The sequence below is a fragment of the Falsiroseomonas ponticola genome (assembly GCF_016805305.1).
In the GTDB taxonomy this organism is placed as follows: Bacteria; Pseudomonadota; Alphaproteobacteria; order Acetobacterales; family Acetobacteraceae; genus Falsiroseomonas; species Falsiroseomonas ponticola.
In genome coordinates, this window is the sequence record NZ_JAERQN010000020.1 from 1 (window position 1) to 26,803 (window position 26,803).

Genomic DNA, 26,803 nt, shown 5'->3' on the forward strand with positions numbered 1-26,803 from the left:
GGATACGCCGCATCTGGGCAGGGGTGAGCAGGAACGGGACGGACATGGCGACACCTCCGCCCCGTTCAGAATCACGCCAGGCCGCGTCGGCGCAAGCTGATTAATGGGTCCTGAGCCTAGAAATCGAGGTCCGCGTAATGCGGCGGCGGCGTCACGCCGCTGACCCGGTCCGCCAGCAGGTTGCGGAAGGACGGGCGGGACTTGATGCGCGCATACCAGTCCTTGGCGCCGTCGGAGATCGTCCAGTCCAGGTCCCCGATATAGTCCAGCGTCGAAAGCTGCGCCGCCGCCGCCAGGTCGGCCAGGCTCAGCGCCGGCCCCGCCAGCCAGGCCCGCGTCTCCGCCAGCCAGCCGATGTATTCGAGATGCGGCTTGAGGTTGGCATAGCCCGCGCGGATGGAGGCCGCATCCGGATTGCCGCGGCCGAGCAGCCGCTTCATCTGCTTCTCGAACAGCAGGTTCCGGGTGACTTCCGCGTAGAATTTCTGGTCGAACCAGGCGACCAGGCGCCGCACCTCCGCCCGTTCCGCCAGCGTGCGGCCCAGCAGCGGCATGTCCGGATAGGCTTCGTCGAGATATTCGCAGATGGCGTTGGAATCGACGATGGAGAGGCCGTTCGCCTCCTGCAGCACGGGCACCGTGCAGGCGGGGTTCACGGCCAGGAACTCATCCCGCCTCTCCCACACCTTCTCCACCCGCAGGTCGAAGGGAATCCGCTTCTCGGCCAGGGCCAGCCGGACCTTGCGGGAGAAGGGCGAAAGGGGAAGGTGGTAGAGGATCCGCATGCAGGCTGAGGCTTCGCTGGGAGTGAACCGCCGTATCGCATGCGGGGCGCGGCAGGCCAACAGGCCGCGTCATCACGCCCGGTTCGGGGCGCCGTCGAAGGCGATGGCGATGGCATGCCACATCGGCTTGCGGCGCATCGCATCATCCAGGGGCAGCGGCCGCGCCCGCGCGCCGTCGCGCCGGCGGTGTTCCGGCAGGCGCCCGGCATGCACCCAGCTGTGGCGGTCGGACAGGCCCCAGGTGACCACGGCGCGCACCGCGGGCTGCGCCAGCGTCGCTTCCAGGAAGCGGCGCACCAGGTCGGCGCTGGCGGCATCCCGCGCCGCGGTATCGGCCGGCAGGGCACGGTCGTTCACGTCGAGTTCCGTCACCTCGATCGTCAGCCCGAGTTCGGCGACATCGGACAGGAAATCCTGCCATTCATCGGCGGCGAAGGGCTGCCCGGCCTGGAGATGCGCCTGCACCCCCAGCACATCCACCGGCGCGCCGGCCCGCTTCAGCCCGCGCAGCAGGCCGAGCACGCCCATGCGCTTGCGCCGCGCGGCCACCGTCGCGTGTTCGCAGCCGAAATCGTTGTAGGCGAGCCGCGCGGCCGGGTCCGCGGCGCGGGCGGCGCGGAAGGCGGCGGGGATGTAGTCCGGGCCCAGCACCTCCAGCATCCGCGTGCGGCGCAGCCAGTCCACGCGCCCATCCTCCGCGCGCACCGCCTCGTTCACCACGTCCCAGGTGCCGATGCGGCCGCGCCAGCGGCCGACCGTCGCCTCGATATGGTCCTGCATGGCATTGGCCAGGCCCCGCGCCTCCAGCCGCGCCATCCAGGGCGGGTCGCTTTCGTGCCAGACCAGCGTATGGCCGCGCATGCCCATGCGGTTGACGCGGGCGAATTCCATGAGGCGGTCCGGCAGGCGGAAGCGGCGGTCGCCGCGGCTCGGCTCCACCTGGTCCCACTTCATCTCGTATTCCGCGACCAGCAGCCCGCATTCCGCGCGGATGGCGGCCGCGGCGTCGGGCTCCGCCAGCTGTCCCGTCGTGACGGCGGTGCCGAAGGCCAGGCCCTTGGCCGCGGCCCGCGCATGCAGGCCCGGCCCTGCCGCCGCCTGCGGGATGGGCGGCGGCACCTGCGCCCTGGCACACCCCGCGCCGAGCAACGCGGGGGATGCCAGCAGCCACCGGCGGCCGATCACTCCGCGGCGACGGCCGCGGCGTCGGTCATCGGCTTGGGCAGGTACTTCGCGTATTCCTTCGGCACGACGTGCCAGAAATGGCCGCGCTCCTCCGCCCAGGCATTCAGGATGCGGGCGGCGAAGGGGCTGCCCGTTTCCTTCACATGGCGCTGCACATGTTCGCGCAGCACCCCTTCCCAATGCGCGCTGCCGCCAAGGCGCTGCCACAGCAGCGTCTCCGGGTTCACGCGCTTCTCGAAGGTGCCGTCGGCGTCATAGAGGAAGGCCATGCCACCGGTGAAGCCCGCGCCGAAATTGTCGCCGACGGGCCCGAGGATGACGACGCAGCCGCCCGTCATGTATTCCGCGCCGTTGGCGCCGCAGCCTTCCACCACCGCCAGCGCGCCGGAATTGCGCACCGCGAAGCGTTCGCCCGCCTGCCCCGCCGCGAACAGCGCGCCACCGGTCGCCCCGTAGAGCACGGTGTTGCCGATGATCGTGTTCTCCCGCCACACCAGCGTGGAGGACGGCGCCGGCCGCACCACGATGGTGCCGCCCGAGAGCCCCTTGCCGACATAGTCGTTGGCGTCGCCGAAGACTTCCAGCTTGAGGCCCCGCACCGCGAAGGCGCCGAGCGACTGGCCGGCGGAGCCGCGCAGCCGCACCGTGAGATGCCCGCGCTGCAGCCCCTCCATCCCGAACTTGCGCACGATCTTGGAGGAGATCTTCGTGCCGATGGCGCGATGCGTGTTCCGGATGTTGTAGGCCAGCTGCATCTTCTCGCCACGCTCGAACAGCGCCGCGGCGTCGCGGATCATGTCGGCGTCGAGCGTCTCCGGCACCTCGTTCCGCCCGTCCATGGTGCAGTAGGCGGCGTGCGCGCCGGCATCCGCCTTCACCAGCAGCGGGTTGAGGTCGAGGTCGTCGAGGTCGTCCGACCCGCGGCTCACCTGGCGCAGCAGGTCGGTGCGGCCGATCACGTCGGTCAGCTTGCGGAAGCCGAGGCCGGCCAGGATCTCCCGCACCTCCTCCGCCACGAAGCTGAAGAGGTTGATGACCTTCTCCGGCGTGCCGGTGAACTTCTGCCGCAGCGCGTCATCCTGCGTGCAGACGCCGACCGGGCAGGTGTTGGAATGGCACTGCCGCACCATGATGCAGCCCATGGCGACGAGCGAGGCCGTGCCGATGCCGAATTCCTCGGCGCCCAGCATGGCCGCGATCACCACGTCCCGCCCCGTCTTGATGCCGCCATCGGTGCGCAGCTTCACGCGGTGGCGCAGCCGGTTCAGCATCAGCACTTGGTGCGTCTCGCTGAGCCCCATCTCCCAGGGCAGGCCGGCATGCTTGATGGAGGAGACGGGGGAGGCGCCCGTGCCGCCGGAATGGCCGGAGACCAGGATCGCATCCGCCTTCGCCTTGGCGACGCCGGCCGCGATGGTGCCGATGCCGCTGCGCGCCACCAGCTTCACGCAGACCGTCGCTTCCGGGTTGATCTGCTTCAGGTCGTAGATGAGCTGCGCCAGGTCCTCGATCGAGTAGATGTCGTGGTGCGGCGGGGGCGAGATCAGCATCACGCCCGGCGTGGAATGCCGCAGCTTCGCGATCAGCTCCGTCACCTTGAAGCCGGGCAGCTGCCCGCCCTCGCCGGGCTTGGCGCCCTGCGCGACCTTGATCTCGATCTCCTTGCAGTTGTTCAGGTACTCGGCCGTGACGCCGAAGCGGCCCGAGGCGATCTGCTTGATGGCGGAGTTCGCGTTGTCGCCGTTGCGGCGCGGCCGCGCGCGCGCCGGATCCTCGCCACCCTCGCCGCTGTCGCTGCGCGCGCCGATGCGGTTCATGGCGATGGAGAGCGTCTCATGCGCCTCCGGGCTCAGCGCACCCAGCGAGATGCCGGGCGCCACCAGGCGCTTGCGGATCTCCGTGATGCTCTCGACCTCCTCCAGCGAGACGGGCGTGCGCCCATCCGCGCGGAAATCGAGCAGGTCCCGCAGCGCCACGGGCGGCAGCTTGCGCACGCCTTCGGAGTAGCGCTTGAAGGTCTGGTAGCTGTCCGTCTCCACCGCCTTCTGCAGCGTGTGGATCAAGCTGCCGTCGAAGGCGTGGTTCTCGCCGCGCTTGCGCAGCTTGTAGAGGCCACCCACCGGCAGCGTCACCGCATCCGCATCCCAAGCCTTGGCATGCAGTTCCAGCACGCGGCGCGCGATGCCGGACAGGCCGATGCCGGAGATGCGGCTGGCGACGCCGGGGAAGAACTCCGCCACCAGCGCACGGGAGAGGCCGATGGCCTCGAAGTTCATGCCGCCGCGGTAGCTGCTGATGACGGAGATGCCCATCTTGGACATCACCTTCAGCAGCCCCTTGTCCACCGCCTTCTTGTAGCGGGCGACGCAATCCTTCAGCGACAGGCCGCCGAACAGCCCGCGGCGGTGCCGGTCCGCGATGCTCTCCTGCGCCAGGTAGGCATTCACCGTCGTCGCCCCCGCGCCGATCAGCACGGCGATGTAGTGGACGTCGATGGATTCCGCGCAGCGCACATTGAGCGAGGTGAAGGTGCGCAGCGAATGGCGCACGAGATGCGTGTGCACGCCACCGACCGCCAGGATCATCGGGATGGCCGCGCGCTCCGGCCCCTGCGCCTCATCGGTCAGGATGACATGCGCGCAGCCGCTGCGGACACCTTCCTCCGCCTCGCGCCGGATGCGCTCGATCGCGCGGCGCAGCCCCTGCTCCCCTTCGGAAACCGGGAAGGTCGCGTCCACCGTGCAGGCGGTGGCGCCCATATAGGCGCGCATCGCGGCGAATTCCGCGTTGGACAGCACGGGGCTGTCCAGCATCAGCATGTCGCACTGCGTCGGGTCCTCGTCGAGGATGTTCCCGAGATTGCCGAGCCGCGTCTTCAGCGACATCACCCGCGTCTCGCGCAGGCTGTCGATCGGCGGGTTCGTCACCTGGCTGAAGGACTGCCGGAAATAGTGGTGCAGGCCGCGATACTGGCCCGACAGCACGGCGATGGGCGTGTCGTCGCCCATGCTGCCCACGGCCTCGCTCGCCTCCTCCACCATCGGGTGCAGGATCGTCTCCAGCTCCTCCAGCGTGTAGCCGACGGCCAGCTGGCGGCGGCGCAGCGCCTCCCCGCTCCATGCCGCCTGCTCATCCGCGCCGGCCTTGACGATGCCGTCGATGCGCGTGGTGCGGCGCGTCCAGTCGCCGAAGGGCTTGCGGCTGGAAAGCTGGTCCTTCAGCTCCGTGTCGCCATAGAAGCGGCCGGTCGAGAGATCGACGGCGATGCACTGCCCGGGCCCGACGCGGCCCTTGGCGATGATGCGGTCCTCCGCGATCTTCACCATGCCGGTCTCGGAACCGGTGACCAGCATGTTGTCGGTGGTGATGGTGTAGCGCATCGGGCGCAGGCCGTTGCGGTCCAGCCCGCCGATCGCCCACTTGCCATCCGTCGCCGCGATCGCCGCCGGGCCGTCCCAGGGCTCCATCACCGCGTTGCAGTAGAGGAAGAATTCCCGGTGTGCCTCGGGCATCGTCGCGTTGTTGCCGAGGCTTTCGGGGATCAGCATGGCCTTGGCCATGGGCGCGTCGCGGCCGCCACGGACCAGCAGCTCGAACACGTTGTCGAGCGTCGCGGTGTCGGAGCCACCGGCCTGCACCACCGGCTTGATGTCCTCCATCCAGGCATCGAGCAGCGGATGCGCGAGCCGCGTCTCGTGGCTCTTCATCCAGTTGATGTTGCCGTGGACGGTGTTGATCTCACCATTATGGGCCAGCGTGCGAAAGGGCTGGGCCAGGCGCCAGGTCGGGAAGGTGTTGGTGGAGTAGCGCTGGTGGTAGATGGCGAAGCGCGACACGAAGCGCGCATCGTTCAGGTCCGGGTAGAAATCCGTCAGGTTCTCCGCCAGGAACATGCCCTTGTAGATGATCGAGCGGCAGGAGAGCGAGCAGAGGTAGAGCTCCGGGATCTGCGCCGCGATGGCCTGCTTCTCGATCCGCCGGCGGATGACGTAGAGGTCGCGCTCATAGGTGTCGTCATCGACGCCGCGGGGGTTCCAGACCAGGATCTGCTCGATCTCGGGGCGCGTCGCATTGGCCTTCTCGCCGATGCAGGCGACGTCGATCGGGACCTGGCGCCAGGAATAGATGTTGTAGCCGGCGTTGAGGATCTCGGTCTCGACGATCTGGCGGCAGCGTTCCTGCGCGCCGAGGTCGGTCTTCGGCAGGAACACCATGCCGACCGCGATGCGGCCCGGGCGCACGGCATCGCCGCCGCGCTGCACGACTTCCGCGAAGAAGTCCTGGGGGATCTCGATATGGATGCCGGCGCCGTCGCCGGTCTTGCCATCGGCGTCCACCGCGCCGCGGTGCCACACCGCCTTCAGCGCATCGATGCCGGCCTGCACCACATCGCGCCGCGCGCGGCCATCCAACGCCGCAACGAGCCCGACGCCGCAGGCGTCATGCTCGGTCAGGTCGATATGCGCGTCCTGCAGGGTCTTCAGGTTCTCGACATAGCCTTCGGCGAACTGCGCGCCGGTCTCGAAGCCGTTGTCCATCGAAGTCACTCCGCCGCCACGGCGAGCGCCGCGGTCTTCTGCTGGATGTAGCCGTGCATCTGTTCCGCCGCGTCGCGCCCGTCGCGGATCGCCCAGACGACGAGGCTGGCGCCGCGCACGATGTCGCCGGCCGCGAAGACGCCCGGCAGGTCCGTCATCATCGTGCGGTGGTTCACCTTCAGCGTGCCCCAGCGCGTCACCGGCAGGGCGGGCTCCTCGAAGGCCTTGGGCAGGTCCTCGGGGTCGAAGCCCAGCGCCATGATCACGAGGTCCGCCGGCAGGGTGAAGCTGCTGCCCGCGATCGGCTCCACCTGCTGGCGGCCGGAGGCATCGGGCAGGCCGAGATGCATGCGATGCGCGCGCACCGCATTGACCTTTCCATCGCCCAGGAAGGCTTCCGGCGCGCCGAGCCATTCGAAGCTGACGCCCTCTTCCTCCGCGTGGTGCACTTCGCGCATCGAGCCCGGCATGTTCGCCTTGTCGCGGCGATAGAGGCAGGTGACGGAGGTCGCACCCTGGCGCACCGCGGTGCGCACGCAGTCCATGGCCGTGTCGCCGCCGCCGATGACGACGACGCGCTTGCCCGCCGCGTTCAGCGCGCCCGATTCCATGGCGGGCACGGTCTCGCCCAGGCCCACGCGGTTCGACGCCGTCAGGTAGTCGAGCGCGGGGACGATGCCGTCCAGCCCGATGCCGGGTGCGGCCATGTCGCGCGCCTTGTAGACGCCGGTCGCGACCAGCACCGCGTCATGCTTCTCCCGCAGCTCGGCCAGCGTGATGTCGCGGCCGACGGCGACGTTCAGATGGAAGTGGATCCCGCCTTCCTCGAACTGCTTCCAGCGGCGCAGCACCACCTCCTTCTCCAGCTTGAAGTTGGGGATGCCGTAGATCATCAGGCCGCCGACGCGGTCGTAGCGGTCATAGACATGCACCTGGTAGCCGCGCATGCGCAGCCGCTCCGCCGCCGCCAGGCCGCCCGGGCCGGCGCCGATGATGCCGACGCTCTGCGCCAGCTCCCGCCGCGGCTTCGGCGCCTTGACCCAGCCATTCTCCCAGGCGGTGTCGGTGATGTACTTCTCCACCGACCCGATGGTGACGCTGCCGAAATCCTTTTCGATGACGCAGTTGCCTTCGCAGAGGCGGTCCTGCGGGCAGATGCGGCCGCAGATCTCGGGGAAGGTGTTGGTGGCGGAGGCGACCTCATAGGCCTCCTCCAGCCGCCCTTCCGCGGTCAGCTTCAGCCAGTCCGGGATGTTGTTGTTCAGCGGGCAGTGGACGGAGCAGAAGGGCACGCCGCACTGGCTGCAGCGGCTGGCCTGCGTCTTGGCGCCTTCCGGGTCGAAGGCCTTGTAGATCTCGTCGAAATCCTCGCGCCGCAGATCCGCCTTCCGCTTTTCCGGCAGGCGTTGGTCGAGGCGCACGAATTGCAGCATCCGGTCAGCCATGGCGGCGACGCTCCCTAGGGGCAAGACGAGGCACGCGCCCCCTGTCATCCCCCCGGGGTTCGCGCCTGGCCCCTCTACAGCACCGAAAAGGGCGACGCGAGTCCGAAATGCATTAATGCGACAGCATAGCTGTCATTATTTTTGCCAAACCGGTCCGGGGGCCCAACCACCCGGCCAAACCGGACCCTGATTAGGTCCGGTTTGGTCCCTCACCCCCGGTCAGGCCGCCGCCACATCCCGCCGCCCGCCCCCGGGGCGGAACCGGCGCAGGTAGCCCGGTACCACCGCCTCCACCGAGGTCGGCGCGATGCCGAGATCGGCAAGGCCGGGCACGCCCTCCCCCACCACATTGTCGCGGCCGAGCAGCTTCAACTGGTCCGTCGTCAGCGGCGGATTCGGCAGCTTCTCCAGGATCCCGGCCTGGAAGCCCATCAGCCCCATCGGCATGTCCACCAGCCGCTTGCTGCGCCGCGTGGTGTCCAGGATGAAGCGCAGCACCTCGCGCATCGTCATCACCCGCGGGCCGCCCAGCTCATAGGTCCGGCCGGCCGCATCGTCCCGCGCCACCGCCGCCAGCACCGCATCCGCGACATCGCCCACGAAGACCGGCTGGAACTTCGTGTCGCCGGAGACGACGGGCATGAAGGGCAGCAGCCGTGCCATGCCGGCGAAGCGGTTGAAGAAATTGTCCTCCGCCCCGAAGACGACGGAGGGGCGCAGGATCGTCGCCGCCGGGAAGGCCGCGCGCACCGCAGCCTCTCCCTCCGCCTTGCTGCGGGCGTAGCGGCTGTCGCTCGACGCATCCGCGCCGATGGCGGACACCTGCACGAATCGCCGCGCCCCCGCCGCGGCGGCCGCCTGCGCGACGATGCCCGGGCCCCTGGCCTGGATGCTCTCGAAATCCCCGTGCAGGATGCCGACCAGGTTCACCACCACCTCGGCCCCTTCCACCGCGCGCGCCACGGCGGCGGCATCCGTGACGGCGGCGCGCAGCGGCACGATCTGGCCGACGCGCCCCTGGGTGCAGAGGAAGCGGGCTGCCAGCGGGTCCCGCCCCGCGATGCGCACGATGTAGTCCTGCGCCGCCAGCCGCTGCACCACGTAGCGGCCGATGAAACCGGCGCCGCCGAACACCGTCGCAACCCTGCGATCCGCCGTGCGCATGATCCGTCACTCCATCCGGGAAATCCGTGCCGGACCATATGGGGGCGTCCCTGCCCCGCCAAGCATCGGAAACAGTCCACAACTTGTCGCGGCACCCCCGCTTGACGCCCCCCGCCCCACCCCGTAAATCGCCCCTCGCTGAACGACGCCCCCTGCCCAGGTGGTGGAATTGGTAGACGCGCTGGCTTCAGGTGCCAGTGACCGCAAGGTCGTGAAGGTTCGAGTCCTTTCCTGGGCACCATCTCCCCGCCGGTCGGCGCGGGATCGCGGCAGCAGACACCAGATATCGATGCGTGGTGGCGGCACGGCTTCATGCCGCGTCGGCTGCGTTCCGGGCGAGGCGCCCGGATCACTTAACAGGTTGTTGCGGCGCGGCCGGCGCGGTGCCAGATTGATGGCGCCACGCGTCACCGCACCGACGCGAACGCATGGCACGGCCTGCGCCAGCCGGCACGCCACCGCACCCCGGTGCCGATCCCGCCCGCAGCCATCCCAGGTGGCCCCAGCGCCACCACCGCCTGCGCCTACACACGACTTCCGCGAGATCGTCCCTATCTGATGCGAGACTGGCACCTGGGCGCCTTCGGCTCCCGCACCCCGGCGACTGGCGACCAGGGCCCGATTCCGGCGGCGGCGGCGAACCCGATCGCGGAAGCACTGGCCGGCCCGCTGCCCCTGCTCCTCGCCAATCTCCTTGTCGCCGTCCTCTATGCCGGGCTCGGCGCCGCGGTCGGCCTGTTCTTCGCGCGCTACGGCCTCTTCCCGGCGCCCATCTGGCTGCCCGCCGGCATCGCCGCGGTGGCCACCCTGGTCGGCGGCTGGCGCCTCGTGCCCGGCATCTTCGCGGGCTCCTTCCTCGTCAATGGCTGGCTGCTGGACGCCGGGCTGGCGACGGCGGCGCTGATCTCGGCCTCCAACAGCCTCGGCCCCTGGGTGGGCGCGCTGCTGACCCGCGCGCTGCGCCCGCCCACCGGCCTCTTCACCCGCCTCCAGGGCGTGCTGGGCTTCGTCGCGGGCGGCGTGCTGACGCAATCCATCATCACCGCGCTGGGCGGCACCGCGGCGCTGCTCGCCGGCGGCGGCCTGCCGGTGGAGGACGCCTATTTCGTCTTCTCCCGCTGGGTGCTCTGCGATGCCGGCGGCGTCTTCTTCTTCGCCCCCGCTTTGATGCTCTGGATCGGCGCCGAGCGCACGCCCCCCGTGCCGGGCCACCGCATGGCCACCGGCGATGCGCTGGTCTTCGCCGCCACGGCCGGCCTCGCCACCCTCGTCTTCGCCCTGCCGCCGCCGCTCGATGCGCTGGTCCAGCCGGAAGCGGTGGCGCTGCTGACCATTCCCGTCACCTGGGTCACGCTCCGCATCTCGCTCCGCGCCGCCTACAGCCTGCTGACCCTCATCAGCGTTGTCGCCACCATCGGCACCCTGGCCGGCCTCGGCCCCTTCCAGCCGGATGTCGTGCCGAATCCGCTGCGGGCCGTCGGCATGATGGTGGTGCTGATGGCCACCAACGCCCTGGCGCTGATGGCGCTGCTGAGCGAGCGGCGGGAGGCCGAGGCGCGCCTGGCCGAGGGCAATGCCCGGCTGACGGAGGAGGTGGCGGACCGCACCGCCGAACTCCGCTACCGCGCGGAGACGGACGACCTGACCGGCATCGGCAACCGCGGCTATTTCCTGCGCAGCCTGGCGGAGCAGATCGCCGCCGCCCGGCGCCAGGGCACGCCCCTGGCGCTGGTGCTGCTGGACCTCGACCAGTTCCGCCTGCTGAACGACATGCGCGGCCATGCCGCCGGCGATGCCGCGCTGCAGGCCGCGGCCCGGCTGATGGCCGCCAGGCTGGAAGGCATGCCCGCCAATCTCGGAAGGCTGGGCGGGGAGGTCTTCGCCGTCTCCCTCCCCGGCATGGACGCCAATGCGGCGGCCACGGTGGCGGAGGGCATGCGCGCCGACGTCGCCCGCCAGAACTTCACGGCGGGGGATGACGATGCCCCGGCGCGGCTCACCGCCAGCATCGGCGTCACCGGCCTGCTGCCGCGTGACAGCGCGGCGGAGGACCTGCTGAAGCGCGCCGATGCCGCCGTCTTCCTGGCCAAGGCCAAGGGCCGCAACCGGGTGGAGCTGCGCATGGTGACCGAGGTGCCGAAGGAGATGCGCGCCAGCAGCCTGTCGCGGTAGCGGCCGCTGGGGCCGCGCGCTATAGCCGCCGCCGGCCGATGACCGATACCCTCCCCCGGGGCGGGCCCCGCCCTACCCTCCATCGGGCCGGCCCGACGCCGCCCCCGGCCCCCGCCCGGGGCGCCGGCGGCCAGGGCCAGACCCTTTTCACGCGGAACGCCATGATCCAGCTGCATCGGCACGACCTGCCGGAAGGACTGAGCTTCGGCTCCTCCGTCGCCATCGACACCGAGACGATGGGCCTCGACCCGCGCCGGGACCGGCTCTGCCTGGTGCAGCTTTCCGCCGGCGACGGCACGGCGCATTGCGTGCAGATCCTGCCGCCCTCCCTCGGCGGCCGCGGCGCCGATTGCCCGAACCTCAAGAAGCTGCTGGCCGACCCCTCGGTGCTGAAGATCTTCCACTTCGCCCGCTTCGACGTCGCCGCCCTCTACAACGCCCTGGGCGTGGAGGTGGCGCCGGTGGTCTGCACCAAGATCGCCTCCAAGCTCGTGCGCACCTACACCGACCGCCACGGCCTGAAGGACCTCTGCAAGGACCTGCTGGGGGTCGAGATCTCGAAGCAGCAGCAATCCAGCGACTGGGGCCAGCCGGAGCTGACGCCGGAGCAGCTGACCTATGCGGCCTCGGACGTGCTGCACCTCCACGCCCTCTGGGCGCGGCTGAAGGCGCTGCTGGAGCGGGAGGGCCGGCTCGACATCGCGGAGGCCTGCTACCGCTTCCTGCCCATGCGCGGCCGGCTGGACCTGCTGGGCTACGAGGACCCCGACCTGTTCAGCCACTGACGGCCGGGTCTGCCTTGAAATTGCGCGATCATTGCCAAGTCGCGCCAGGGTTGACGAAAGGTTGGCACGTTTCTTGTCCGGACAGGGCCGGAAGGGCCATCGGCGCGTTGACCCTATGGCCCGGCAGGCCCATACAAGCCGGGTGCGATTGCCCCCGCCCATCTCCTCCCGCCCCGTCGGCTCCGCGCCCGGCGGCTTCCGCGCGCCGCCGCGCCGCATGCTGGCCCCGTCCCGGGAACGGCGCGCGCCACGGCCGGCGGAACTCGCCCGGCGGCGAATCGCCGTCAGCATCGCCAAGCGCGTGCTGCCGCTGGCGGCCGTGTGCCTGCTGGCCGCCATCGCCCTCTGGCCGGAATTCGACAGCGCGGCGGACCGGGGCCGCATCTCCTTCCAGCGGGTGATGTCGGCGCGGCCCGATGCGCTGCGCATCGTCGATCCCCGCTACCAGGGGGTGGATGAGCAGAACCGCCCCTACAACGTCACCGCCACCCTCGCCACCCAGGCGGGGAACGAGGATCTCGTGAACCTCCAGGCGCCGCGCGCCGACCTGCTGATGAGCGACGGCGCCTGGATCTACATCGAGGCGCGCGACGGCCGCTACGACCGGCCCCGCAACCACCTGGACTTGACCGGGCGCGTCACCGTCCACCACGATGACGGCACGCAGTTCGTGACGGAGAAGGCGGCGGTGGACCTGGCCGCCGGCGCGGCTTCCGGCGACGATCCCGTGGCCGCGCAGGGCCCCTTCGGCACGCTGACGGCCGAGGGCTTCCGCCTGATCGACCGCGGCCAGGTCGTCGTCTTCACCGGCCGCGCCCGCGCGGTGCTGGAGGGCGGCAAGTGACCCGCCGCGCCCTGCTCCTCGCCGCCCTGCTGGCCTTCGCCACCCCGGCGCCGGCCCAGAACCTGGACCTGACCCAGGGCGGCCCGGTGGAGATCACCGCCACCGACGGCATCGAATGGCGCCAGCAGGAACAGGTCGTCGTCGCCCGCGGCAATGCCCGCGCGGTGCGGGATGGCGTGACGGTGGATGCGGACCGGCTGATCGCCCGCTACCGCCCCCGCGCCGGCACCACCGCCCAGCCCGGCGAAAGCCCGCTCTCGGGGGGCGAGATCTTCCGCTTCGAGGCGGAGGGCAATGTCCGCGTCACCTCCGCCACCGAACGCGCGGAAGGGGACCGCGCGGTCTATGACATCGACCAGGCGGTGATGGTGATGTCGGGCCGCAACCTTTCCCTCACCACGCCGGACCAGCGCATCACGGCGCGGGACAGCCTGGAATACTGGCCGCAGCGCCGCATGGCGGTCGGCCGCGGCGGCGCGGTGGTCACCACCAGCGACAACCGCCGCATCGCCGCCGATACGCTGGTGGCCTATTTTCTCGAATCTCCCGCCCCGGGCGCACCGGCGGCAACGCCCGCGCCCGCGCCCGCGCCCGCGCCCGCTCCGGCGGCCCCGGCCACCGCCGCCAATCGCCCGGCCGCCATCCCCGGCCTGCCCGGCAATACGGAGAATAGTCGCATCGATCGCGTGGAAGCCTATGGCAGCGTCGAGATCCGGTCGCCGGAGGAAGTCGTCCGCGGCGACCGCGGCGTCTACAGCCCGCCCACCGGCCTCGCCCGGCTGATGGGCGGCGTCCGCATCACCCGCGGCGACAACCAGCTGAACGGGACGGAGGCGATCGTGAACCTCCGCACCGGCGTCTCCCGCCTCGTCTCCGCCCCCGGCGACCGCGTGCAGGGCCTGGTGGTGCCGCAGCAGCAGCCCGCCCCCGGCAGCGTCCCCCCGGCCAGCCGGCCCGCCCCGCGCCCGGCGCCCGCCCAGGCGGCGCCCGCGGTGCCCGCGCCGCCGCCCCCGGCACCCCGCCCGCCCCAGGGGGCCAGCCGATGACGCCGCCGGATGGTCCCCAGAAAGGGGGCCCGAACGCCGCCCCGCGCCCCGGCGCGCCGGCCATGCGGCTCGCCGCCGACAATGCCGGCCTGGTCGCGAAGGGCCTCGGCAAGCGCTACAAGAAGCGCCCCGTCGTGCGGAACGTCTCCATCAGCCTGAAGCGGGGCGAGGCCGTCGGCCTGCTCGGCCCCAACGGCGCCGGCAAGACCACGACCTTCTACATGATCACCGGCCTGGTGCAGCCGGATGAGGGCATGGTCACCATGGATGGCCATGACGTGACCTTCCTGCCCATGTACCGGCGCGCGCGCCTCGGCCTCGGCTACCTGCCGCAGGAAGCCTCGATCTTCCGCGGCCTGTCGGTGGAGGACAACATCCGCGCGGCGCTGGAGGTGGTGGAGCCCGTGCGCGACCGGCGGGAGCAGATGCTGGACGCGCTGCTGGCCGAATTCGGCATCGGCCATCTCCGCCGCGCCCCCGCCCTCGCGCTCTCCGGCGGCGAACGCCGGCGCTGCGAGATCGCCCGCGCGCTCGCCACCCAGCCCAGCTACATCCTGCTGGACGAACCGCTGGCCGGCATCGACCCCATCGCGGTGGGGGAGATCCGCGACCTGGTGAAGCACCTGAAGGACCGCGGCATCGGCGTGCTGATCACCGACCACAATGTGCGAGAGACGCTGGAGATCATCGACCGCGCCTACATCCTGCACGACGGCCAGGTGCTGATGGAGGGCAGCCCCCGCGACATCGTCGCGCATGAGGGCGTGCGGCGGGTCTATCTCGGCGAACGCTTCTCCCTGTAGGCCCCGCATCATGATGGGCGCCGCACATCACCGGGCGGGGGGCTGAGGGCGATGGCCATCGGCCCGCGGCTCGACATGCGGCACACGCAGTCGCTGGTGATGACGCCGCAGCTGCGCCAGGCCATCAAGCTGCTGCAATCCTCCAACATGGAAGTCACCGCCTTCGTGGAGGAGGAGCTGGAGCGCAACCCGCTGCTGGAGCGGGATGAGCGCCCCGAACCCCGCACCGCCGCGGATGAACGCGCGCCGGAAGCGCTGGCGCCGGAGCCGCGGGATTCGCTGGAAGCCGCGACCGCCACCGCCATGGCGGACAGCCCCCTCGATGCCGATTACGGCAATGTCTATGACGGGGATGGCAGCGGCGGCGGGCTCGGCGCCGGGGGCGGTGAATCGGGCGGCCGCGGCGGCCGCACCGATTTCGACGACGACCTCTCCGGCATCGAGGACCTGGCCGATGCCCGCAAGACGCTGCGCGAACACCTGGGCGAGCAGATCCGCCTGACCTTCGCGGACCACCGGGACCGGCTGATCGCGGCGCAGATGCTGGCCATGGTGGATCCCGCCGGCCGCCTGCCCGTGCCGGATGCCGCCATCGCCGCCGCCATGGGGTGCGAGGAGGCGAAGGTCGCCGCCGTGCGCGCCCGCATGCAGCGCTTCGACCCCGTCGGCATGTTCTGCCGCGACCTCCGCGAATGCCTGGCCGTGCAGCTGGCGGACCGCAACCGCCTCGACCCCTGCATGGAGGCGCTGCTCGACAATCTGGAGATGCTGGCCCGGCGCGACCTGCGCGGGCTGATGCGCGTCTGCGGCGTCGATTCCGAGGACATCGCGGAGATGGTCGCGGAGCTCCGGCGCCTCGACCCCAAGCCCGGCGCCAGCTTCGACGCGGCGCCCGCCATGGCCGTGGTGCCGGACGTGCTGATGCGCCGCACCAATGATGGCGGCTGGGCGGTGGAGCTGAACCCGGAGACGCTGCCCCGCATCCTGGTCAATCGCGGCTTCCACGCACGCGCCGTGGTCGGCGCCCGCAGCCGGGACGACAAGGCCTTCATCGCCGACAAGCTGCAGAGCGCGACCTGGCTGGTGAAGTCCCTGGAACAGCGGGCCAACACCATCCTGAAGGTGGCGGCGGAGATCGTCCGCCGGCAGGACGCCTTCTTCCGCCTCGGCGTCGGGCACCTGCGGCCGCTGATCCTGCGGGACGTGGCGGAGCACGTCTCCATGCATGAGAGCACGGTCAGCCGCGTGACCGCGAACAAATATATAGCAACGCCGCGCGGGACCTTCGAGCTCAAGTATTTCTTCACCACTGCCATCGCCGGCACCAGTGGTGGCGAAAGTCATAGCGCGGAGGCGGTGAGATTTCGCATCCGCGAGATGATCATGGCCGAGGGTGTTGACGACGTCTTGTCCGATGACGCGATTGTCGAGCGTCTGCGCAAGGAAGGCGTGGACATCGCCCGTCGAACGGTGGCCAAATACCGGGAGGCGCTGCGCATCCCGTCTTCCGTGCAGCGCAAGCGGGAGAAGGCCGTCCCGGCCTGACCTTGGCGCTGTTCCGCCGGTTCCATCCGGGCGGCCTTTTCCGAACCGGAGAAGGAGCAAATCCCTCATGCACATTACAGTCGCGGGCAAGCAGGTCGAAACCGGTGATGCGCTGAAGACGCATGTGCGGGACGGCCTCGGCACCATCGCGCGGAAGTATTTCGACCACGCGCTCGAAGCGAACGTCACCTTCCGCCGCGACGCGAAGGGCCATGCCTTCGTCTGCGACATCAACCTCAAGGCCGGGCGCAACCTGTTCATGCGCGGCGAGGGCGAGGGGACGGACGCCCACAAGGCCTTCGAGGAAGCGGCGGAGCATGTCGCCAAGCGCATGCGACGATACCGTCGGCGGATGAACGACCACGCCCGGCACCTGGCCGGGGAGCGGGAGCCGGAGATGGGCGAGCCCGCCCGCCAGGTGGTGCTGCGGTCGGAGCCGGAGGAGGAGATCGAGCCCGAGCCCGTGCTGGCGAACGGCACCGACCACCCCGCCGTGGTGGCCGAGACGCCCGCCACCATCGACCGCCTGACGGTGGGGGAGGCGGTGATGCGCATGGACCTGGCGCATGTCCCCGTCCTGATGTTCCGCAACCGCGCCACCAACGCGCTGAACGTGGTCTACCGGCGGGAAGACGGCCATATCGGCTGGATCGACCCCCGCACCAACTAGGGACCGAGTCCCTGCGGAAAAGCCCTCTCCCCCACCGGGGGAGAGGGTTTGGTGAGGCGGCAGGCGCGGATGGGTGACGCCTGGCGCCTCCCCTCACCCCGATTTATGGCCAGAAGCTGACTTCCCCCCCTGCCCCGCCCCCCGCGCGCGGTTGACGGCAGGCCACCCCCCTCCCTATACGTCCGGGCCTTCGTCGGGGCGCGCCCTGGGTCCTTCGCGGCCGCCATGACGATCCCATAGAGATACCTGCCGGATCGTCGGCGCCATCGGGGCATCCCCGCGGCGGTGGACGGGTCCGGTCACCGCGGGAGTGTGTCGTGAAGCGTACCTATCAGCCCTCGAAGCTCGTCCGGAAGCGCCGCCATGGCTTCCGCGCCCGCACGGAGACCGTGGGCGGCCGCAAGGTGCTGGCGAATCGCCGCGCCAAGGGCCGCAAGAAGCTCTCGGCCTGATCGCGGGGCGGGCGAGGCCTGTGCCATGCCGGCGCGCCCGCCGCGACTGAAGCAGCGCCGCGAATTCCAGCGCGTCTCCTCCCGCGGCACCCGCGTCGCGCGGCCGGGACTCGTGCTGCAAGTCCTGGCCGGGACCGAGGCGCCCCTGCGCATCGGCTTCACGACGACCAAGAAGATCGGCAACGCCGTCACCCGCAACCGCGCCCGGCGCCGGCTGCGGGAAGCGGCGCGCCTGCTGTTGGGCGAAGGCGCGCCCCCGGGCTACGACCTGGTGCTGATCGGGCGTGACGCGACCGCGACGCGCGATTTCCGCACCCTGGTCGGGGACCTGCGCGGCGCGCTGAAGCAGGCGGGGCTGCGCCTGGACCAGCCGAAGCCCGCGGATTCCGTGCCGTGACACCCCAGCAGCACCTGCTGCGCGGCGCCATCCGCACCTACCAGTACACGCTGCGCCCGATCATCGGCTGCAATTGCCGCTTCCTGCCGCATTGCAGCGACTACGGGCTGGAAGCCGTCGCGGCGCATGGGGCGTTGAAGGGGTCCTGGTTGACCGCCCGCCGCATCCTGCGCTGCAACCCCTGGCACCCGGGTGGGTATGACCCGGTGCCACCCTCCTCTTCCCCGAACGCCCCCGGCGCGGACACCGCCGCCGCCGGCGTGACGAAAGGCTGAACCAGGCCGTCATGGACCAGAAGCGCCTCCTCGCCGCCATCGCCCTGTCGGTCGGCATCCTGCTGATCTTCGACCTCTGGAACCGTCCGGCGCGGGAGGCCGAGCGCGCCCGCCAGGCGGAGATCACCGCCCAGCAGCAGGCCGCCGCCCCGGCCACGCCGGGCGGCGTCGCCGTGCCCGTGCCCGCCGCCCCCACCGCCGTGGCCAACCAGGCGCCGGGCGGCGCCAGCACCGCGCCCGCCGCCAATCGCGGGCCGGAGCAGCGCGTGGCGCTGGAGAATGCGTCCCTGCAGGGCAGCATCGGCCTGCGCGGCGCGCGGCTGGATGACCTGGTGCTGCGCCGGTACCGGGAGACGGTGCGGCCGGACAGCCCGCTGGTCCGCCTCTTCGCGCCCCGCACCGAAGCCAACCCCTATTTCGCCCAATGGGGCTGGACGGCGGCCGATGGCCGCACGGTCGTCCCCGGCCCGGACACGGACTGGACGGTGGAAGGCGGGCCGCTCGGCCCCAACGCGCCCGTCACGCTGCGCTGGGACAACGGCCAGGGCCAGGAATTCCGCATCCGCCTCGAACTCGATGACGAGTTCATGGTCACGGCGCGCCAATCCGTCCGCAACACCAGCGCGGAGCCCATCCAGGTCCTGCCCTGGGCCCGCGTGCGGCGGGAGACGACGCCCCAGGTCGCCGGCTTCTTCATCCTGCATGAGGGCTTCGTCGGCGTGCTGAACGGCCGCCTGGTGGAGTGGACCTACAAGGATGCGCGCGCCGAGGCCGAGAAGCGCCGCGGCCCGGCGGTGGAGCAGGAAAGCCCCGGCGGCTGGGCCGGCTTCACCGACAAGTACTGGCTCGCCGCGCTGACGCCGGTGGAGCAGACGACCCAGGTCCGCACCGCCTACCGCCATTCCGGCGAGGGCGGGCAGGATCGCTGGCAGGTGGACATGGCCACCCCGGCGCCGCAGACCGTGGCCGCGGGGGCGGAGGCGACGCTCGCCACCCGCCTCTTCGCCGGCGCCAAGGAAGTGCGGACGCTGGACCGGTATGAGAGCCAGCTCGGAATCGTCGATTTCGACAAGGCGATCGACTTCGGCTGGTTCTACTGGCTGACCAAGCCCTTCTTCTACGCGATCGACTGGCTGTTCCACATCTTCGGGAACTTCGGCGTCGCGATCCTGGTCTTCACCTTCGGCCTGAAGCTCGCCTTCTTCCCGCTGGCCAACAAGGCCTACATCTCCATGGCGCGGATGAAGACGCTGGCGCCGAAGATGACGGAGGTGCGGGAGCGCTACAAGGACGACCCCGCCAAGGCGCAGGCCGAGATGATGGCCCTCTACCGGTCGGAGAAGGTGAACCCCGCCTCCGGCTGCCTGCCCATCCTGCTGCAGATCCCGGTCTTCTTCGCGCTCTACAAGGTGCTCTTCGTGACCATCGAGATGCGGCACGCGCCCTTCTTCGGCTGGATCCACGACCTCTCGGCGCCGGACCCCACCAACCTCTTCAACCTGTTCGGCCTGATCCCCTACGACCCCATGCAGCTGTCCAGCCTGTTCCACATGCCGGCCTGGGCCATCGCGATGGGCATCACGATGTTCCTGCAGTTCAAGCTGAACCCGACGCCGCCGGACCCCATCCAGGCCAAGATCTTCGCCTGGATGCCGCTGATCTTCACCTTCATGCTGGCCTCCTTCCCGGCGGGCCTTGTGATCTACTGGACCTGGAACAACCTGCTTTCCATCGCGCAGCAGTACTGGATCCAGCAGCTGGACAAGAAGCGCCAGGCGCGCCCGCCCGCGGCCCCGCCGCCGGCCAAGGCCGCCGTCGTCGCGCCAACCAAGGGGAAGAAGGGATGACCCTTCCCCCGGCCGCCCCCCTTCCCGCGGGCGGCCTGGCCGAGGCGAAGCTGGAGGAGGACCGCGCGGCCCTGATCGAGGCCGGGCGCCTCCTCTTCGCGCGGCCCTGCACCTTCTTCTACGCCGCCCAGAAGATCGACCAGCTGCCGCCGATCCGCGGGCCGGAAATCGCCTTCTGCGGCCGGTCCAACGTGGGCAAGTCCTCGCTCCTCAATGCGCTCACGGGGCAGAAGGCGCTGGCCCGCGTCTCCGTCACGCCGGGGCGCACGCGGCAGCTCAACTTCTTCGACCTGGACGAGGGCCGCCTGACGCTGGTGGACATGCCGGGCTATGGCTACGCCCAGGCCAGCAAGGCGCTGAAGGAGGACTGGCAGGGCCTGATGTTCGACTTCCTGCGCGGCCGCCCCACGCTGCGCCGCGTGCTGCTGCTGATGGATGCGCGCGTCGAGACCAAGCCCGCCGACCGCGCGGCGATGGACCTGCTGGCCGATGCCGCCGTCGCCTACCAGATCGTCGTCACCAAGGTGGATGACGTGAAGCCCGCCCAGCTGAAGAAGCGCCTGGCGGAGATCGAGGCGCTGGTGAAGAAGCGCACCGCCGCCCATCCGCTGGTCATGGTGACCTCCAGCGAGAAGGGCTTCGGCATCCCGGAACTGCGGGCGGAACTGGCGGGGCTGGCGGCCTGACGCGCCCGCGCGCAAACCGCCGCTTCATCCTTCCGCCCTATCCTCGCGGCGTCCACCATGAAGGATGCCCCGATGATCCGTCGCTTCCTCCTTGGCGCCGTGCTGGCCGCCGCCACCGCCCTGCCCGCCTTCGCGCAATGCGACACGCGCTTCACGCTGCGCAACAACTCCGGCGCGCAGGTGAACGAGTTCTATTTCGGCCCCTCCAGCAATTCCAGCTGGGGCCGCGACCGGCTGGGCGAGAATGTCCTGCCGCATGGCCGCTCCGTCTCCTACAACCCGGGCGGCCGTGGCGGCGCCTATGACTTCAAGGTGGTCTGGGCCAGTGGCGAGACGGCGGAGCTGATGCGGGTGAACATCTGCGAGGCGTCCGAGATCATCGCCACGCGCCGCGGGATCGAGGCGCGCTGAGGCCGCGGGCGGCGGGCCCGCCCCGCCGCCACCACCCTTGACCCCTGCGGCGTTCGGCCCCAAACCGCGCCGCCCACGGCGAAAGGTCCGGGGCGCACGGGGACGCCTAGACCATGACCGATGACGCGCTCGACCAGATGGCGATCCTTGCCGGCGCGCTGCCCTTCCTGAAGCGCTACGACGACCAGATCGTCGTCGTGAAGTATGGCGGCCACGCGATGGGGGAGGAGGAGACGGCGCTGCGCTTCGGGCGCGACATCGCGCTCCTCGAACAGGTCGGCGTGAATCCCGTCGTCGTCCATGGCGGCGGCCCGCAGATCAACGCCATGCTCAAGCGCCTCAACGTGCAGTCCACCTTCGTCCAGGGCCTGCGCGTGACGGATGAGGCGATGCTCGACGTGGTCGAGATGGTGCTCGCCGGCCCCGTCAACAAGCAGGTCGCCAGCGCCATCACCCGCGCCGGCGCCATGGCCGTCGGCATCTCCGGCAAGGATGGCGGCCTGGTCCGCGCCCGCAAGCTGACGCGCACCTACCGCGACCCCGGCTCGAACATCGAGAAGGTGCTGGACCTCGGCTTCGTCGGCGAACCCGAAAGCGTCGATGCCCGCGTGCTGCGCCTGCTGATCGGCGCGGACATCGTGCCCGTCGTCGCCCCCGTCGGCGTCGGCGCCGATGGCCAGACCTACAACATCAACGCCGATACCGTGGCCGGCGCCATCGCCGGCGCGCTGGATGCCGAAAGGCTGCTGATGCTGACCGATGTGCGCGGCGTGCTCGGCCCCGATGGCAACCTGATCCCGGAGATGACGGTGGCCGAGGTGAAGGCTGGCATCGAGGCCGGCTGGATCTCCGGCGGCATGATCCCGAAGGTCGAGACCTGCATCTACGCCGTGGAGCGTGGCGTGAAGGGCGCCGTCATCCTCGATGGCCGCGTCCCCCACGCCGTGCTGCTGGAACTCTTCACGGACAAGGGCGCGGGCACGCTGATCCGCGCCTGACGCGCGGGGGGGCGATCAGCCCTCCCACCCCAGCAGCCGTTCCAGGTGCCGCGCGGCGTCGTAGTGGCGGCCCGTCCGCGCGGCCAAGTGCCAGGCCCACAGCGTCGCCGCCAGCATCATCTGCGGCACCCCCACCCCCGCCGGCAGCGCCCTGGCCCAGGTGATGCGCCGCAGCGACATCGGCTCCACCTCCCGCTGCCCGACCGGCACCGCCCAGCCCGCGCCGATCGGCGCCAGCCACCAGCGGTCCCAGTCGATGACGCAGGGCGTGCCCAGGCCGTCCACCAGGATGTTCCCGCAATGCAGGTCGTCATGCATGACGAAGAGCGGGACCGGCGCCAGCGCGGCCTCGATCACCGGCAGCTTCGCCGCCGCCGCCGCGGCCGCGCCATCCGCCCGCCAGGGATCGTCCAGCTGCGCCCGGACCGGATCCGGGATCCGCCCGCCCGCCACGCGCCGCAGGTCCGCCAGCACCTGGCGCAGCAGGCGCTTGCCCGGCGCCAGCCGCGCCGGCGGCACCTGGCACCAGTAGTGGTAGATCAGCTCCCGCCGCACCAGCTCCCACCGCTCCGGCGCCAGGGGCTGGCCGGGCACCAGCGCATGCAGGCTGGACCCGAAGGGCCCGTCCCGCAGCATGCCGTGATAGGCGGGCGCCCGCAGCCGCGCCGCCGGCAGCGCGCCGAACAGCAGGTCCTGCATGGTCAGCTTCTCGACATCGCTTTCGCGGTCGCTGAAGGTCTTCTCCACCAGCACCAGGGGCTTCGCCTCGCCGTCCAGCGTCACCTCGTGCCGGTACAGCGCCATGGCCACCATGCCGGGGCGCATGCGCGTCGTCTCGATCCGCCGCGCCGGCCGGCCCAGCCGGTGTTCCAGCACGGGGCCGAGCCGCGCCAGGCTCGGCTGGCCCTCGAAATGCGCCAGGAAGTCCCGCTGCACGGAAACCCGCCGGGCCAGCCAGTCCCGCTTGCCGGCGAACTGGTCGTGGCCGGCCGCCAGCAGCACGTCATAGGCCAGCTGCCCCGCGGACCAATCCATGGCGGCGGTGTAGTGCTGCGCCAGCCCCGCCAGCGCCGCGGGGTCGGTCAGCACGCAGCTCCCGGCCGCTTCCGGCAGCGGCGCCACCAGGGGGGCGATCGCCGCGCGCGCCGCATCGCGCCGCCCGTCGCGCAGCGCCTCCAGCGCCGTGCCCAGCGCCTGCGCCGGGTCGGTCCGCGCCGCCCCCGCTCCGGCGGCTGGCTCCGCCCGGCTCCCAGCTGTCATTCCATCCACTCGCACCGCCAGACCGTGCCCGGCCGCTTCGGTCTTTCGCGCCGGACGATGGTTACGGATTCGTGAAAAGTCCAGCAGGAAGGCGCCGTCAGGCGGGCAGGCCTTCCAGCAATTCCGCCTGCCACTCCAGCTCCGCATCCCCCATGGCCCAGCCCCCGGCCGCGGTGGGGCGGACGATCTCATGCGGCGGCAGGCCACCCAGCACCAGCTGCACCGCCTCCGCCAGCTGCGGCGACCAGCCCGCGCGGTGGCAGAGCCCGGCCAGCGCCCGGCCGCTGCGCAGCGACAGCGCGGCCTCGATCTGCCCCTCCGTCATGGCGGAATCCCGCGCCAGCGCCTCCAGCAGCGCGTCGCGGTCGCCGACGCGGGCGGCGGTGAACAGCGTGGCCTCATGCGGCGCCACCTCGCCCTCCGCCTCCGCCATCCGGGCGATGACGCGGCTGCGCAGCGATTCGGCCAGCCCCGCCGGCAGATCCGGCCGCGCGGCCAGGCGGCTGATCAGGTGGTCGGCCACGATCTCGCCCAGCGCCCGCACGGTGCGCGGCGGCAGGCGGGACCGGCGGATCAGCGCCGCCTGCCAGTTCGGCCGGCTGCCGGAAGCCGCCACCAGCGAATCCAGCGTCGCCTCCCGGATCGCGGCGGATGGGTTGGCCAGCAGCACCGCGACGGCGGCGCTGTCCGCGGTGGCGGCGATGGCGTCGGTGACGGGCTCCGTCAGCGCCGGGCGGCGCGCCACCGCGCGGCGGGTGCCGGGGGCCGGCGGGTCGGCCACCAGGGCCAGCAGGTCGTCATCCGTCAGCAGCGGCGACAGGCGGATGACCGGTTCCGCCACCGCCATGGCGGCGTCCCGCGCCAGGCGCAGGATCAGGTCCCGCGGCGCATCCGGCATGTCCCGCAGCACGGCGGCCAGGGCGGCGCGGACCTCGACGGCGGTGTCCTCCACCAGCAGCGCCAGCGTGCCGCCGGTCAGCCGGGTCATGCGGTCCTGCGCGCCGGCATTCATGCGGGGCGCCAGCTTCGCGACGCGGCGCGCCAGCTCCGTGCGCACCGCCGCGTCCCGGTCATCGGCCAGCAGGCGGTCCGCCGCCGGCGGCGTCGCGGCATTGGCGGCGACGGCGCGGCGCACCTCCGCCGCCGGGTCGGCGGCCAGGTAGGTCAGCAGCTCGGGCGGCGTCCCCGCCTCCCGCGCCACGGCGGCGCGCGCGGCCGTGTCGCCATGCCGCGCGGCATGCACCGCCTCCGGGCTCGCCCCATGGGCCACCGCCGCCAGCCTCGCCATCACCGCCGCTCCCCGCCCTTGGCGCGTTTCGCGGCATACATCGCGGCATCGGCGCGCATCATCAGGCTCCCCAGATCCTCCCCCGCCGCCGGCAGCGCGATGCCGAGGCTCGCGCGCAGCGCGCCATCCCCCGCCTGGGGCCAGCCCGGCAGCGGGCCCGGGCGGCCCACCGGCAGGACGCGGTCCAGCGCCGCCGCCTCGCTGCCCACCCCATCCAGCCAGACGCAGAATTCGTCGCCGCCGAGCCGCGCCACCACGTCGCCCGGCCAGGCCACGGAGCGCAGCCGTTCCGCCATGCCGCGCAGCGCCGCGTCCCCGGCCTCATGCCCCAGGATGTCGTTCAGCGGCTTCAGCCCATCCAGGTCCACGAAGACCAGGGCGCCGGCCGAGGGCCGCACCCGCCCGGCCAGCGCCAGGGTGAAGCCGCGGCGGTTCAGCAGCCCGGTCAGCGCATCGCCATGCGCGGCCTGCGCCAGTTCGCGCTGGCGCAGCGCCTCCGCATGCAGGCCCGCCACCGGCATGGCCAGCGCCTCCAGCAGGTCCCGGTCCTCGGCATCGAAATCGGGCTGCGTCTCCTCCCGCCACGCCACCAGGCTGGCGCCGCCCTCGGCGCCCGCCACCAGCAGCCGGCCATCCGGGGAGGGTGGCTCCCCGGGCGGGGGCAGGCGGCCCATCGGCACGGGGGCGGTGCCTTCCATCGCCAGGCGCCAGCCCGCGCCTTCCGGCAGCAGCAGCGCCGCGCCCATGGCGGGCAGCGCCGCCGGCAGCGCGCGCAGGATGGCCGCCAGCGCCGCCACCGGGTCGCCCTGCCGCTGCCCCAGCCGCAGCAGCCGGCCGAGCGTGGTGGCGCGCCGCAGCGCGCGGGCGGAGATCTCCGCCATCCGCTCCTCCGCCGTCACGTCCCGCGCCGCGCCGCGCAGCCCTTCCTCATGCGGCACCACCGTGACGTCGAAGCAGGAAGGCGGGCCATCGGCCCGCTTCAGCCACACCCGCGCGCCGCGCACCGCCTGGCGCGCGCGGAAGGGGCCCAGATCCCCGCTGGCCAGCAGCGCCGCCGCCGGCCGGCCCAGCAGCGCATCCGCCCGCCAGCCCAGCACCTCGTCCGGTCCGATGAAGGTGAAGCAGCCCGCGCCATCGGTCTCGAACACCAGGTCGGCCGCCAGCAGGGCGAAATCGCGCCAGCGCGCACGGCTGTCGATCAGCGCGGATGCCAGCGATTGTTCGCGATCGTCGGAAAGGACATCCATGCGCGGGAGGATGCGGGAGCCGGGTGAATTGCCGGTTAGCGCCCCTTCCGTTGACATCGCGCCAGCGCGCTATGCATGGTCCCCGCGCATCGACCTCCCCGCCAGGACACGCGAATCATCATGGACAAGACTGCCCTCCAGGCCCGCATCGAAGCGCTGTGGGCGCGCCGGGATACGCTGAACGCGCAGACCCATGGCGCCGACCGCAGCGCGGTGGAGGAAGCCCTCGCCCTGCTCGATTCCGGCGGCGCCCGCGTGGCGGAACCGGACGGCAAGGGCGGCTGGCGCGTGAACCAGTGGCTGAAGCAGGCGGTGCTGATGTCCTTCCGCCTGTCCGACAGCCAGCCGATGGACACCGCCGCCGGCGCCTATGACAAGGTGCCCCTGAAGTTCGAGGGCTGGGGCGAGAACCGCTTCAAGGCGGCGGGCTTCCGCGCCGTGCCGGGCGCCGTGGTGCGGCGTTCCGCCTATATCGCGCCGGGCGTCATCCTGATGCCGTCCTTCGTGAACCTCGGCGCCTATGTGGACAGCGGCACCATGGTGGATACCTGGGCCACCGTCGGGTCCTGCGCGCAGATCGGCAAGAACTGCCACATCTCCGGCGGCGCCGGCATCGGCGGCGTGCTCGAACCCCTCCAGGCCAACCCCGTGGTCATCGAGGATGACTGCTTCATCGGCGCGCGGTCGGAAGTGGCGGAAGGCGTCATCGTGGAGCGCGGCAGCGTGCTGTCCATGGGCGTCTATCTCGGCATGTCCACCAAGATCATCGACCGCGCGACGGGCGAGGTCTTCTACGGCCGCGTCCCCGCCTATTCCGTCGTCGTCTCGGGCTCCCTGCCCGGCAAGCCGCTGCCGGATGGCACGCCGGGCCCGAGCCTCTACTGCGCCGTCATCGTCAAGCGCGTGGATGAGAAGACCCGCGCCAAGACCAGCATCAACGACCTGCTGCGGGATTGATGG

23 protein-coding genes and 1 tRNA gene are annotated in these 26,803 nt (G+C 71.5%); 16 read left to right on the forward strand and 8 right to left on the reverse strand.

All coding sequences use genetic code 11. The features are described 5' to 3' along the window. Positions 1-116: 116 nt before the first annotated feature. From fzlA to JJI54_RS30580, 5 genes are all read right to left on the reverse strand, one after another. Positions 117-785, reverse strand: coding sequence for an FtsZ-binding protein FzlA (gene fzlA, locus JJI54_RS30560; protein ID WP_203077214.1), 669 nt, complete (start codon positions 783-785; stop codon positions 117-119). Positions 786-857: 72 nt separating this feature from the next. Then, positions 858-1,970 (reverse strand): endo-1,4-beta-xylanase, encoded by a 1,113-nt coding sequence (locus tag JJI54_RS30565; protein ID WP_203077215.1) that lies wholly within the window; start codon positions 1,968-1,970, stop codon positions 858-860. Then, positions 1,967-6,508, reverse strand: coding sequence for a glutamate synthase large subunit (gltB, locus tag JJI54_RS30570; RefSeq protein ID WP_203077216.1), 4,542 nt, complete (start codon positions 6,506-6,508; stop codon positions 1,967-1,969). Before gltB ends, JJI54_RS30565 begins: the two co-directional genes overlap by 4 nt. A gap of 5 nt (positions 6,509-6,513) precedes the next feature. Beyond that, complete coding sequence (locus tag JJI54_RS30575) at positions 6,514-7,953, reverse strand: NAD(P)-dependent oxidoreductase (RefSeq protein ID WP_203077217.1); 1,440 nt, start codon at positions 7,951-7,953, stop codon at positions 6,514-6,516. A gap of 219 nt (positions 7,954-8,172) precedes the next feature. Beyond that, positions 8,173-9,117, reverse strand: a complete 945-nt coding sequence (locus tag JJI54_RS30580) for a complex I NDUFA9 subunit family protein (protein WP_203077218.1) — start codon at positions 9,115-9,117, stop codon at positions 8,173-8,175. 154 nt (positions 9,118-9,271) lie between these two features. Here JJI54_RS30580 and JJI54_RS30585 point away from each other — a divergent pair. From JJI54_RS30585 to argB, 15 genes are all read left to right on the forward strand, one after another. Further along, positions 9,272-9,358 (forward strand) — tRNA-Leu (locus tag JJI54_RS30585). A gap of 317 nt (positions 9,359-9,675) precedes the next feature. Beyond that, positions 9,676-11,289, forward strand: coding sequence for a sensor domain-containing diguanylate cyclase (locus JJI54_RS30590; RefSeq protein WP_203077219.1), 1,614 nt, complete (start codon positions 9,676-9,678; stop codon positions 11,287-11,289). A gap of 161 nt (positions 11,290-11,450) precedes the next feature. Next, positions 11,451-12,074 (forward strand): ribonuclease D, encoded by a 624-nt coding sequence (locus tag JJI54_RS30595; RefSeq protein ID WP_203077220.1) that lies wholly within the window; start codon positions 11,451-11,453, stop codon positions 12,072-12,074. 148 nt (positions 12,075-12,222) lie between these two features. Then, positions 12,223-12,918, forward strand: coding sequence for an LPS export ABC transporter periplasmic protein LptC (gene lptC / locus JJI54_RS30600; RefSeq protein WP_226382266.1), 696 nt, complete (start codon positions 12,223-12,225; stop codon positions 12,916-12,918). Further along, positions 12,915-13,964 carry an LptA/OstA family protein gene (locus JJI54_RS30605; RefSeq protein WP_203077221.1) on the forward strand — a complete coding sequence of 350 codons (1,050 nt, stop codon included), beginning with the start codon at positions 12,915-12,917 and terminating at the stop codon, positions 13,962-13,964. The genes lptC and JJI54_RS30605 overlap by 4 nt, the downstream gene beginning before the upstream one ends. Positions 13,965-14,026: 62 nt before the next feature. Beyond that, positions 14,027-14,767 carry an LPS export ABC transporter ATP-binding protein gene (lptB, locus tag JJI54_RS30610; protein ID WP_203077222.1) on the forward strand — a complete coding sequence of 247 codons (741 nt, stop codon included), beginning with the start codon at positions 14,027-14,029 and terminating at the stop codon, positions 14,765-14,767. A 51-nt stretch (positions 14,768-14,818) separates the two neighbouring features. Then, on the forward strand, positions 14,819-16,312 hold the full coding sequence (gene rpoN, locus JJI54_RS30615; protein ID WP_203077223.1) for an RNA polymerase factor sigma-54: 1,494 nt from the start codon (positions 14,819-14,821) through the stop codon (positions 16,310-16,312). A 67-nt stretch (positions 16,313-16,379) separates the two neighbouring features. Continuing rightward, positions 16,380-16,982 carry a ribosome hibernation-promoting factor, HPF/YfiA family gene (gene hpf, locus JJI54_RS30620; RefSeq protein ID WP_203077224.1) on the forward strand — a complete coding sequence of 201 codons (603 nt, stop codon included), beginning with the start codon at positions 16,380-16,382 and terminating at the stop codon, positions 16,980-16,982. Between the two features lie 317 nt (positions 16,983-17,299). After that, the gene (gene rpmH / locus JJI54_RS30625; RefSeq protein WP_164694090.1) at positions 17,300-17,434 is read left to right on the forward strand and encodes a 50S ribosomal protein L34; all 135 of its coding nucleotides are present in this window, start codon (positions 17,300-17,302) and stop codon (positions 17,432-17,434) included. Positions 17,435-17,459: 25 nt separating this feature from the next. Further along, on the forward strand, positions 17,460-17,831 hold the full coding sequence (gene rnpA, locus JJI54_RS30630) for a ribonuclease P protein component (protein WP_203077225.1): 372 nt from the start codon (positions 17,460-17,462) through the stop codon (positions 17,829-17,831). Then, complete coding sequence (gene yidD, locus JJI54_RS30635) at positions 17,828-18,106, forward strand: membrane protein insertion efficiency factor YidD (protein ID WP_203077226.1); 279 nt, start codon at positions 17,828-17,830, stop codon at positions 18,104-18,106. The genes rnpA and yidD overlap by 4 nt, the downstream gene beginning before the upstream one ends. Before the next feature lie 11 nt (positions 18,107-18,117). After that, complete coding sequence (yidC, locus tag JJI54_RS30640) at positions 18,118-19,953, forward strand: membrane protein insertase YidC (protein WP_203077227.1); 1,836 nt, start codon at positions 18,118-18,120, stop codon at positions 19,951-19,953. Beyond that, entirely contained in the window at positions 19,950-20,639 is a 690-nt protein-coding gene (gene yihA, locus JJI54_RS30645; protein WP_203077228.1) for a ribosome biogenesis GTP-binding protein YihA/YsxC, read from the forward strand. The genes yidC and yihA overlap by 4 nt, the downstream gene beginning before the upstream one ends. Positions 20,640-20,711: 72 nt before the next feature. Further along, positions 20,712-21,050, forward strand: coding sequence for a hypothetical protein (locus JJI54_RS30650; RefSeq protein WP_203077229.1), 339 nt, complete (start codon positions 20,712-20,714; stop codon positions 21,048-21,050). Positions 21,051-21,163: 113 nt separating this feature from the next. Next, positions 21,164-22,048, forward strand: coding sequence for an acetylglutamate kinase (gene argB, locus JJI54_RS30655; protein ID WP_203077230.1), 885 nt, complete (start codon positions 21,164-21,166; stop codon positions 22,046-22,048). Positions 22,049-22,063: 15 nt separating this feature from the next. On the opposite strand, the gene JJI54_RS30660 is transcribed toward argB, so the two are convergent. The 3 genes from JJI54_RS30660 to JJI54_RS30670 all read right to left on the reverse strand — a co-directional run bounded on the left by JJI54_RS30660 (position 22,064) and on the right by JJI54_RS30670 (position 25,843). Next, a complete protein-coding gene (locus JJI54_RS30660; RefSeq protein WP_203077231.1) occupies positions 22,064-23,308 on the reverse strand; it encodes a phosphotransferase in 1,245 nt (414 codons plus the stop codon). Between the two features lie 97 nt (positions 23,309-23,405). Then, positions 23,406-24,596 (reverse strand): DUF2336 domain-containing protein, encoded by a 1,191-nt coding sequence (locus tag JJI54_RS30665; RefSeq protein WP_203077232.1) that lies wholly within the window; start codon positions 24,594-24,596, stop codon positions 23,406-23,408. Continuing rightward, entirely contained in the window at positions 24,596-25,843 is a 1,248-nt protein-coding gene (locus tag JJI54_RS30670; protein ID WP_203077233.1) for a sensor domain-containing diguanylate cyclase, read from the reverse strand. The genes JJI54_RS30665 and JJI54_RS30670 overlap by 1 nt, the downstream gene beginning before the upstream one ends. A gap of 120 nt (positions 25,844-25,963) precedes the next feature. On the opposite strand from JJI54_RS30670, the gene dapD reads away from it, so the two are divergent. After that, complete coding sequence (gene dapD, locus JJI54_RS30675; protein WP_203077234.1) at positions 25,964-26,800, forward strand: 2,3,4,5-tetrahydropyridine-2,6-dicarboxylate N-succinyltransferase; 837 nt, start codon at positions 25,964-25,966, stop codon at positions 26,798-26,800. The last annotated feature ends 3 nt before the right edge of the window (positions 26,801-26,803 follow it).